The organism is Dietzia aerolata, assembly GCF_014144865.1.
GTDB lineage: Bacteria > Actinomycetota > Actinomycetes > Mycobacteriales > Mycobacteriaceae > Dietzia > Dietzia aerolata.
Genome location: NZ_JAALDM010000023.1, coordinates 46,477 through 56,918 on the forward strand (window position 1 = coordinate 46,477; position 10,442 = coordinate 56,918).

At 69.3% G+C, this 10,442-nt stretch carries 9 protein-coding genes; 2 read left to right on the plus strand and 7 right to left on the minus strand.

The genetic code is table 11. From position 1 onward, the window contains the following. Positions 1 to 34 precede the first annotated feature (34 nt). Positions 35 to 730 carry an exonuclease domain-containing protein gene (locus G6016_RS01965; protein ID WP_182631031.1) on the plus strand — a complete coding sequence of 232 codons (696 nt, stop codon included), beginning with the start codon at positions 35 to 37 and terminating at the stop codon, positions 728 to 730. A gap of 116 nt (positions 731 to 846) precedes the next feature. On the opposite strand, the gene G6016_RS01970 is transcribed toward G6016_RS01965, so the two are convergent. The 6 genes from G6016_RS01970 to G6016_RS01995 all read right to left on the minus strand — a co-directional run bounded on the left by G6016_RS01970 (position 847) and on the right by G6016_RS01995 (position 7,897). Next, complete coding sequence (locus tag G6016_RS01970) at positions 847 to 1,926, minus strand: cobalamin-independent methionine synthase (protein ID WP_182631032.1); 1,080 nt, start codon at positions 1,924 to 1,926, stop codon at positions 847 to 849. After that, positions 1,923 to 3,053 (minus strand): tRNA 2-thiouridine(34) synthase MnmA, encoded by a 1,131-nt coding sequence (gene mnmA, locus G6016_RS01975; protein ID WP_182631033.1) that lies wholly within the window; start codon positions 3,051 to 3,053, stop codon positions 1,923 to 1,925. Before mnmA ends, G6016_RS01970 begins: the two co-directional genes overlap by 4 nt. After that, on the minus strand, positions 3,050 to 4,246 hold the full coding sequence (locus G6016_RS01980) for a cysteine desulfurase family protein (RefSeq protein ID WP_182631034.1): 1,197 nt from the start codon (positions 4,244 to 4,246) through the stop codon (positions 3,050 to 3,052). The genes mnmA and G6016_RS01980 overlap by 4 nt, the downstream gene beginning before the upstream one ends. A gap of 106 nt (positions 4,247 to 4,352) precedes the next feature. Next, on the minus strand, positions 4,353 to 5,303 hold the full coding sequence (locus G6016_RS01985) for an electron transfer flavoprotein subunit alpha/FixB family protein (protein ID WP_182631035.1): 951 nt from the start codon (positions 5,301 to 5,303) through the stop codon (positions 4,353 to 4,355). A 50-nt stretch (positions 5,304 to 5,353) separates the two neighbouring features. Further along, a complete protein-coding gene (locus G6016_RS01990) occupies positions 5,354 to 6,139 on the minus strand; it encodes an electron transfer flavoprotein subunit beta/FixA family protein (protein WP_182631036.1) in 786 nt (261 codons plus the stop codon). Between the two features lie 126 nt (positions 6,140 to 6,265). Next, positions 6,266 to 7,897 (minus strand): AMP-binding protein, encoded by a 1,632-nt coding sequence (locus G6016_RS01995; RefSeq protein ID WP_182631037.1) that lies wholly within the window; start codon positions 7,895 to 7,897, stop codon positions 6,266 to 6,268. Positions 7,898 to 8,154: 257 nt separating this feature from the next. Here G6016_RS01995 and G6016_RS02000 point away from each other — a divergent pair, with 257 nt between their 5' ends. Then, positions 8,155 to 9,600 carry a BamB-related PQQ repeat family beta-propellar protein gene (locus G6016_RS02000; RefSeq protein WP_182631038.1) on the plus strand — a complete coding sequence of 482 codons (1,446 nt, stop codon included), beginning with the start codon at positions 8,155 to 8,157 and terminating at the stop codon, positions 9,598 to 9,600. A gap of 14 nt (positions 9,601 to 9,614) precedes the next feature. On the opposite strand, the gene G6016_RS02005 is transcribed toward G6016_RS02000, so the two are convergent. Next, the coding region (locus G6016_RS02005; RefSeq protein WP_422110426.1) for a THUMP-like domain-containing protein at positions 9,615 to 10,442 on the minus strand (828 nt) is incomplete at its 5' end.

The following is a 10,442-nucleotide window of genomic DNA, read 5'->3' on the forward strand; positions in this document are numbered from 1 at the left end:
CCTGACTGTCGGACCACTGCCCTACGGTGTGAGCATGACAACCGATATCCAGTCCTCCGTCACCATCGACCGCAATCGTCTGCTCGCTTTCGATCTCGAGACGACCGGCCCCGATCCGCGCACCGCCCACGTCGTCACCTCCGCGCTTCTGGCCGTCGACGGCGCCCGGAAGCAGGATCAGAGCTGGCTCGCTGATCCGGGTATCGAGATCCCCGCCGGCGCCACTGAGGTCCACGGGATCACCACGGAGCACGCCCGGGCCAATGGTCGGCCCCATGCCGAGGTGATCGCCGAGACCGTGGAGGGTATCCGCGCGGGCTGGCGGGAGGGACGCGCGCTGGTCGTGTTCAATGCGAGTTTCGACCTGACGATCCTTCGCAGATGGGATCCCTCTTTCGAAGTGACGGGCCCTGTCGTCGACCCGTTCGTCATCGACCGCGCAGCGGATCCGTACCGCAAGGGCAAGCGCACCCTCGGCGCCGTGTGTGAATTCCACGGGGTGCGTTTGGAGGATGCCCATGAAGCATCTGCGGATGCTCTCGCCGCCGCCCGCCTCGCGTGGAAGTTCCTCGGCAATCTCCCCGATCTGGCAGCAGCGGATTGGCGCGAGGTCAACGCGCAGCAGGCGCGCTGGCATGAGGCTCGTCAACGTGACTTCGCGCAGTATCTGGAGAGGACCGGTAAGGACGCATCCGGGGTCAACACCGCTTGGCCCGTCGCGGCCATCTGACACCGGCCTTCCGCTCAGGGCTGCGTCGCGCCATGCACCGTGTATCGGCCGCGGCGCAACCCAGCGCCGATCCGGGCCACCGCATTGAACTGTTGAACGGTGAGCCCATTGGGGGATCACTCAGCGACGCGTGGTGCGGTGTCTGCCAGCAGCCTTGCTCCGGTCAGTGCCCTGGTGGCGGACACCGGGTCCGACATCTGGGATTCGGTGGGGGTCAGGATCAGTCTGTTCAGGCTCTCGTAGCGTGGCGCGGCCAGGCGGTCCAGTAGGCCGAGCAGCGCGTGTGCTGCACGTTCGGCCTCATCCGGGCTACTGATCTGCCGGGCCATTCCGGCTGCTCCCTCGAGTTGGAGCCGCCGACCGTCGCCCAGTACTGTCCCGGCGGCATCGAGTGCGTCATGCTGCCGGGCCGCGTACAGCGGTTCAGCCTGCACGCACAGTCCGTCCAGTGGGGTCTCGCCCTGGGGTGTCTGGGCGATCGCCGAAAAACGTGCGGGAGCATCGGGGCCGGAGCTCGTCGGCACCCGGAGCAACACCTCGTCGACGCCGACCGTCCGCAGGGCATCGGCGAATCGACACAGTGCGAGCGAGAGTTGCTCCGCGGGCACGGCCGGTACCGGGTCGAAATGACTCGGGGCGGGAACCGTGCCGGCGGCGACCCTCCAGAGCAATGGTTCATCGAGCACGATCCGGGTTCTCGCCCTGAGTCGACCGGCTGCACGAGTCGCCCACCGGCCGGCGCCCTCGGCGAGCGAGACAGCCAGGTCCCGGCGTGCGCCGCGGTCGGTGAGAACCGGGTATCCGCCCGGAAGTTCCAGTCCCGCGGCCAGGGACCAGGGGCCCACCACGCGAACCTGAAGTCGTCGGGCGACAGGCGGCGTTTCGGCTTCCGGGTCTCGGGCGAGTTCATCGGCCTCCTCGAGTGCGTCGCCGTCACGGTCCAGCAGGTCCGTGGCAAGTCGCGCCAGTCGTCCCGGCGACTGCGCGAGACGCCACCCGCGCGGGGAGATGTCGACCGGCAGATCCACGAGCATCGCCAGGGTCCGTCCGACGAGATCCGCACCCGGACCCCGTCCAGTGAGTTCCGGGAGGAAGGGGAGGCCGTGACATTCGCCCATCACGATTCGGGCTGCTTCCCGGGGATCGGCGCCCGGCATCGGGCCCGGGCCGGTGCTGGCCGGAACCACCGGGTTCACGGGGTGTCCGTGACCGGCCGAGCCGCGGAGATCGTCCCGCTGCCCAGCACACGGTCGCCCTCGGCCTCGGGGCGGTAGAGCACTGCGGCCTGTCCCGGGGCCACACCCCGGACTGGCGTGTCGAGTGTGATCTCGAAGCGGGCGTCCGGGCCGTCGCCAAGGCGTCTGACATATCCCGGGGTCGCCTCGCCGTGGGCGCGGATCTGGACCCGGCACTCGGTCTCCGTTATGTCACTGTCGACCAGCCAGTACGGGGAGGTGGCCGTCATCGAGGCCGACAGAAGGTGATCGGCGCCGCCCACAGTCACCGTCCCGGTGTCGGCGTCGATCGCGGTGACGTATCGGGGTCGTCCGTCCGGCGCGGGCCCGGGAAGACCGAGTCCCTTGCGTTGTCCGATGGTGAATCCGTGGACGCCCTCATGCTGACCGAGCTCCTGACCCGAATCCGCATCGACCATTGCCCCCGGCCGGACACCGATGTGCTTGCCGAGGAAAGCCTGCGTATCCCCTGACGGGATAAAGCAGATGTCGTGACTGTCGGGCTTGGATGCCACCGAGAATCCTGCGGCCTCGGCTTCCGCACGGATCTGAGACTTGGGTGTGTCCCCGAGCGGGAACATCGAATGAGACAGCTGTCGGGGGGTGAGGACACCGAGGACGTAGGACTGGTCCTTGGCGTCGTCGACGGCCCGACGCAGTACCGGCCGGGTGGTGCCGTCGGTCAGCTCCTCATGGGAGAGCCGGGCGTAGTGTCCGGTGGCGACCGCGTCGAAACCGAGGGCCATACCGCGTTCCAGGAGAGCTTCGAACTTGATGCGCTCATTGCAACGAAGACACGGGTTGGGGGTCTCACCGCGGGCGTATGACTCGACGAAGTCGTCGATCACATCCGCACGGAATCGTTCGGCGAAGTCCCACACATAGAACGGGATGCCCAGCAGGTCTGCGACCCGTCGGGCGTCGCCGGCGTCTTCTCGCGAGCAGCAGCCCCGTGACCCTGTCCGCAGTGTCGCGGGATCGGCGCTGAGCGCCAAGTGGACGCCCACCACGTCGTGTCCGGCGGCAACTGCCCTGGCGGCGGCCACCGCAGAGTCCACTCCCCCGCTCATCGCTGCCAGAACTCTCATGATGCGCTCGCTCCTGCCCCTGAAAGGCCGAGTCCGGCGACCCGCGCACGCTCGGCGGCTGGCCCGAGTGCAGCGATCGCCTCGTCTACGTCGGACTCGGTTGTGGTGTATCCCAGACTCAGTCTGAGGCTACTGCGGGCCGCTGCCTCGTCGGCTCCGGTCGCGAGCAGGACGTGGCTGGGCTCGGCGACTCCCGCAGTGCAGGCAGATCCGGTCGAACACTCGATTCCTGCGGCGTCCAGCAGCAAGATGAGCGACTCCCCGGAGCATCCCGGGAAGGTGAGATTAGCGATCCCCGGCAACCGCTGCCCGCCACCGTTGCCGATCACGCCGGGAACGGTCTCCAGGACGCCCTCGACGAGTCGGTCCCGCAGTGCGGCCAATCGCTGCGCCTCGGACTCCATTTCGCGGACGGCCTCATCGAGAGCCGCAGCCATCGCCACCACTCCCGGCACGTCGACCGAACCGGATCGGAGGTCGCGTTCCTGACCGCCCCCGAAACCGATCGGTCGGCACTCGGCACCACGGTCGAGCAACAGTGCCCCGACGCCGAGCGGGCCTCCGAATTTATGGGCGGACAGGCTCAACGAGGTCACTCCGAGTGCCTCGAAATTCACAGGAATGTGTCCCACCGCCTGAACGGCATCCGTGTGCACCGCGGCCCCGGCGGACAGCGCGGGCTCGGCGACGGCCGCGACGTCGGTGATGCTCCCGATCTCGTTGTTCGCCAGCATCGTCGCGACCAATGCGAGGCGCGGTCCGAGGTTCTCGGACAGCTCTCGTACGGTGTCGGGCCGGACGACACCCCGGTCGTCGACTGGGAGAACTCGGACATCCTTGCGGCCGCCCCGCTCGCTCGACAGGTGCTCCGCGGCGTCGAGGACCGAGTGGTGCTCTGCGGCACTCACGGCCACGACGTCACCGGCCGCGGCGGTCGCCAGTCCGAGTACCGCGAGGTTGTCGGCCTCCGTGCCTCCGGAGGTGAACACGACCTCAGAGGGCCGACATCCGAGGTGGTGGGCCAACAGTTCGCGAGCCTCTTCGACGCGCCGACGTGCCCGGCGACCTGAGCCGTGGAGCGACGAGGCATTGCCGACCGTGGAGGCTGCCTCGGCGTAGGCGGCGACGGCGGCCGGTCGCATCGGGGTGGTGGCGGCGTGGTCCAGATAGTGGACGGTGCGGGTGGTGCGCATATCGCTGGCAAGGATACGCCGGAACACGCCGAACCCCGGCACCGCAGGGGTGCCGGGGTTCGGGTGGGGCCTGCTACCGCCGCGTGCGCGGCGGCTCAGTCGCGACTCACTTGCGGGCGTTGACGGCCTCGGTGAGCTGCGGCGCGACGTTGAACAGGTCGCCGACGATGCCGTAGTCCGCGATCTCGAAGATCGGGGCCTCTTCGTCCTTGTTGACCGCAACGATCGTCTTGGAGGTCTGCATGCCGGCGCGGTGCTGGATGGCGCCAGAGATACCCAGGGCGATGTAGAGCTGCGGCGAGACTGTCTTGCCGGTCTGACCGACCTGGAACTGGCCCGGGTAGTAGCCGGAGTCGACCGCGGCACGCGAGGCACCGACAGCGCCCTTGAGCGAATCGGCGAGCGGCTCGACGACCTCTTCGAACTTCTCGGCCGAGCCGACGCCGCGACCACCGGCGACCACGACGGTGGCCTCGGTGAGCTCGGGGCGGTCACCACCGACGATCGGGTTGCGCGAGATCACCTTGGCGGCGTTCTCGGGCTCGGGGACCTCGACCTCGACGACCTCGCCGGCACCGGCGGTCGGGTTGGCCTCGATGGAGCCGGGGCGGACGGTGTAGACGGGGACGTCACCGGCGACGGTGGCCTCGACGGTGTAGGCACCACCGAAGATCGAGTGCACTGCGGAACCGTTGTCGCGAATCTCGATGACGTCACCGAGGATGCCGGAGCCGGTACGCGCCGCCACACGACCGGCGACCTCCTTGCCCTCGAAGGTGGCGGCGAGCAGCACCGCGGCGGCACCCTGCTCGGCGAGGCCGGCCAGGACGTCGACCTTCGGGGTGATCAGGTAGTTCTGGACCGCGTCGCCCTCGGCGACGTAGATCTTCTCCGCACCGGCGGCCTTGAGGGCGTCGGTGAGGGCGGCGGCGGAGCCGCTTTCACCGAACACGACGGCGGCGGGCTCACCGAGGGTGCGAGCGGCGGTGAGCAGTTCGAGCGAGACCTTCTTGAGTTCGCCGTCGACATGCTCGACCGCGACGAGGACTTCAGCCATGGTGGATTCTCCTTGAAAAGTCTGGGATGAGTCGGTCGGGTGAGCTCGGATCAGATGAGCTTCTGGGCGACGAGGTAGTTGGCGATGTCGTTGCCGCCCTCGCCCTCGTCTGCGACCTTCTCGCCCGCGGTGCGCGGCGGCTTGGGGGTGGAGGACGTGACGGCGGAGGCCGCGTTGTCCTTGCCGACCTGGCCTTCCTCGACCGCGGTGTCGGCGAGGGTCAGAACCTCGACCGGCTTCTTCTTGGCCGCCATGATGCCCTTGAAGGACGGGAACCGCGGCTCGTTGATCTTCTCGCCCACGGAAATGATGGCCGGCAGTGCGGCCTCGACCTCGAAGACGCCCTCATCGGTCTCGCGCTCGCCACGGGCGACGCCGTCGGCGACCTCGAGAGTGCGCATGTGGGTCAGCTGCGGCTTGCCCAGGTACTCGGCCAGGAGCGCGGGGACCGCGCCCATGCGACCGTCGGTGGCCTCGTTGCCACAGATGATCAGATCGATATCGCCCATGCCGTTGAGAACGTTGGCCAGTGCCCACGAGGTCTGGACGAGGTCGGAACCGTGCAGCGACTCGTCGTTGAGGTGGACAGCCTTGTCCGCTCCCATGGACAGTGCCTTACGGATGGCCTCGGTGGCGCGGTCCGGACCGGCACACAGGACGGTCACCTCGCCCTCTCCGGCCTCCTTGATCTGGAGGGCCTGCTCGACGGCCTTCTCGTTGATCTCGTCCAAGACCGCGTCCGCGGCCTCGCGGTCGAGGGTGAAGTCCCCATCGGAGAGCTTGCGCTCTGAGTACGTATCGGGAACCTGCTTGATCAGTACGACGATGTTCGTCATGGGCCTGCGTCGACCTCCTGCGAGTCGGGGCTGGGTGCAGTCCGTCAGGTGACCGGATCACACCGGATAATGGTCCTTCGACACACAATAACGTCCCGCGACCGGTGGAGGGAGTTCCGGGGTGAGTCAGTTGATGCGCTTTTCCCAACCGGACCACGCCGCATCACGGAGTTCGTTCTTGCGCACCTTGCCGGTGGAGGTCCGTGGCAACGCCTCGGTGAGCTCCACGGCACCGGGCACCTTGTAGCGCGCGATCCTGGTCCGACAGTGCTCGATCACGCTGTTTTCGTCGAGTTCGGATCCGGGCCGCACCACCACGTACGCCTTGGGCCGCTCGCCCCATTTCTCGTCGGGCATGGACACGACCGCACAGTCCATGACGTCCGGATGGGAGGCGATGGCCTGCTCGACCTCGATCGTCGAGATGTTCTCGCCGCCGGAGACCACCACGTCCTTGGCCCGGTCGAGCAACTGGACGTAGCCGTCCGGGTGCATCACGCCGAGGTCACCGGAGTGGAACCATCCTCCGGCGAAGGCTGCGGCGGTGGCGTCGGGGTCCTGGAAGTAGCCCTTCATCACGCCGTTGCCGGTCATGACCACTTCGCCCATCGTCACGCCGTCGGCCGGCACGTCGACGAGTGTCGTCTCCCCGGGTGCCGTGCGCTCGATGACGCGGACGGTGTCGGCGTGGATCATCGCGACCCCCTGCCGCGACTTGAGTGCAGCGCGATCGTCGGGTTCCAGGTCGGCCCATCCCGGCTGCGGGGTGCACACGGTGAAGGGGCCGTAGGTCTCGGTCAGCCCGTACACCTGGGTCACGTCGATCCCGAGGTCCTCGAATCGCCGGAGGATGGTCGGTGACGGCGGGGCGCCGGCGGTGACCATGCTGATCCCCTGCACGGGCCGGGCCGCCGGGTCGTCGGCGATCGTGGACAGCACCGCCGGGGCACCGGCCAGTCGGTTGACCCGCTCGGCGTCGAACAGCCGCCAGATCTCGTCGCCGCGGACCGCGCGCAGGCAGACGTGTGTTCCGGCCGCACCGGTCAGGGCCCACGTGGTGCACCACCCGTTGCAGTGGAACATCGGCAGCGTCCACAGATACCGGGAGTCGGCGTCGAGACTTTGGGTGACGATCTCGCCGAGCGCGTTGAGGTAGGCGCCACGGTGGGTGTACATGACGCCCTTGGGTCGCCCGGTGGTCCCCGAGGTGTAGTTGACGGCGATGATCGAGTCCTCGTCGTCGACGGTCCAGGGCACCGGCTGCGGCGACGCGAGCTCGAGGGCCTCCTCGAGCGCTTCGGCCTTCGGCCCGAAGCGGGCCGGGTCCGGTTGGGTGCCGTCGGCATCGGGGGCGACCAGGATCAGCTTCAGCTGCTCGGGCACCTCGTCGCCCAGTCCCGCCAGCAGGTCCGCGTCCGCGATGAGCACCCCGATTCCGGCATGCTCGACGATGTACGCGATCTCCGCGGGCGCGAGCCGGGTGTTGAGCGCGACCACGGCACCCCCGGACAGTGGGACTCCGAACTGCGCGAGCAGCGCCTCGGCCGAGTTCGGTGCGAGAACGCCGACCCGGTCACCGCGCGCGACGCCACGCATCTTCAGCAGCGAGGCCAGTCGCGTGGCCCGTTCGGCGAATTCGGCGTAGGTCTGCCGCCGTGGGCCGTCGACCACCGCGATCTTGTCGGGCGACACCCTGGCCGCTTTCTCGAGGAATCCCAGCGGGCTCAGTGCGGTGTCCAGTCCAGATACGGCAGTCATCGGGAGTGTGTGGCCTCTCGTGTGGGCGGTCGTGATGTCCGTCACGGTAGTGGCGGGTGGTGCGGTGTGCGCTCTGATCGCCGGGGATTCCCCCCGCCCCTGCCCGGCCGACGGAACCGGCGCGAAGCCGGCATCGAGGTCGGCGTCCTCGTCGGCATCGGGGCCGCCATCGGTGCGTCCACCGAAGCCGGTGCGCCGGAGCGGACTAGTGTCATGCGGTGACTCTCACCACGGGAGTGCAGACGAGGGGGGGATCTGTGGGACCGGCAACGACAGCGCGCACCGTACGGGCTCTGGGCCTCGTCGCGGTCGCGGTGGGTCTGCTCGCCGGCTGCACCTCGAGTACCGAGAGCGGCGGTGCGCGGCTCCCCCAGGCCGCGAGCTGGTCGTCGGTGACCGGCGGCCCGCCCAATTCGGGGCGCGCACATTCGTCGGTGTCGCAGTCCCCGGAGTTGGTGTGGTCGCGCACGTTGGGAGCGCCGGCGATCGGCGTCGCCTCGTCGGACGGCATCGGCACCTCGTATCAGGCCACGATCTCCGAGCGCGGCTGCAATCTGTTCGCCCTGTCCGCCGAGGACGGCCGCAAGCGCTGGTGTGTGCGGCTGCCGACCGACGGTCCGCGTATCACCGCGACCGTCGATGGGCGCGGGTCTTTGTTCGTGCCGATGTACGGCGGGGTCGGCGCCCTGGCCGCCGAGGGTGAGAACCGGTGGTTCGTCCAGACCAGGGGGACGCCGACCACGGTGACGCTGCTCAACAAGCGCCACCTGTTGGTGATCTCCCATCAGGGCGCGGCCAGGGTCGTCAACGCGCACACGGGTCTGGATTCATCTCCGGAGCTGCGGTTGGCCGGTCCGATCGCGACCGATGATCGCGGCTACGGGTTGCCCTGGTGCGGGATCGGCGCGCGCGGCTGTCCCGTGCCCGGCCCGGCGGCGGTGGACACCTCAACGGCCACCGCGTACGTCACCGTGTGGACCCCCGGTGCCGACGACCCCGAGCTGGTCGCCCTCCGTTTCAATTCGAGCGATTCCGACTCGGGCGGCTCCGGCGACGAGCACGGCGGGGCCCTCGAGGAACTGTGGCGCGTCCCGCTATCCGAGGGGCGTCTCGGGGTGCCGGTGGTCCTGTCGAACGACCGGGCCGAGGCGTACGTGCACACCGACGACGGTGACCTCGCCGCCTACTCCACCACCGATGGCGCGCACCTGTGGACGGCGCCGGTGGGGTACCGCCCCGACCTTCCGCCGTCCGTGCTGCCGGACGGGACGGTAGTCACCGGGGGCCGCACGTCGACGTTGTGGCGGGGCCCCGAGGATGATCACGACGACGACGCCGGCCCCTCCCCCGTCGTGGCCATCTCCTCCGAGGACGGTTCGGGCCGCGAACTCTGGCGGCGCGATGATCTCCGGCAACTGACCAATCCGGCGGCCACTGACGATGGTCGGGTGCTCGTCGCGGTGCGGGCCGACGGGAGTGCAAGCGACGGCGGTGCCGACGGCGAATCCGACGACGACGAATCCGGCAACGAGCCCGCCGGCGAGCCCGGCATCGCCATCCACCTGCTCGACGGCGCCTCGGGCGAGACCCTGCACCGCATCCTGGTGCCGGCGGCGCACGGCCCGGTGTCGGGGTTGAGCGTGGACTCCGATGGCAGGATCGTGCTCACGACCGGGCTCGGCGCGGTCTACCTCTTCGACTAGGGTTCGCGGACCGATCAGTCGGCGCGCGTGCGTGGCCCGCACACGAACACCACCGCGGACCGCTCGATCCGCGTGACCACCAGCGCCAGCGGCCTGGATCCCTTGAGTGAGAGCGAGCGGCGCAGCACGTCCGGGTCAGCGTCCACGCCCCGCACCAGGATTTCCAGCGACCCGCAGTCCCGCTCGCGCAGCACCCGGCGCAGCTCTTTGCGGTCGAGCCTGCAGCGGTCGAGCACCTCGAAACCCGAGTACCCGGCGGGGATCTGCGGACCGGTCAGGTGGGCTATCCGGGTGTCTAATTGCCGGAGCCCGTGACGGCGGGCCCAGTGACGCACGAGTCCCGCCCGGACGACGGCCCCGTCCGGATCCACGATGAAACGGTCCGGTTCCGGGGAGGCGTCGACGTCGTCGTCGTCGGAATCGGTGACCTCCTCCACATACACCTCGAGCCCCTCTGCGGTGACCCGCGGTACGCCCCACGCGCCGCCCCACGCCCCGACCCACGTTCCGCCGCGCGCATCTGCGGGCGCCGTCGTCGTCTCTACATCTGTCGCGGCCGGGACGGTTCGCACCACGGTCGCCCGGCGGCCCACCCCACCGGACAGTCCCGGCGACCACAGGCACGCCTCGCGCACCGAGCCGTCCAGCGACACCACCTCGACCTCCCCGCGGTGCTCCAGGACGGACGTGTCCAACCCCGGCGCGCACTTGACCACGTGATCTCGCCCGGCGAGCGAGGCAAGCAGCGCCGGAAGCGGGGGGCTGAGCTGTGCCGGATCGTGGATCCGGCGGCCTCCCGAGCGGCGCGCGGGATCGGCCACCACCACGGCGTCGCGGGTCGG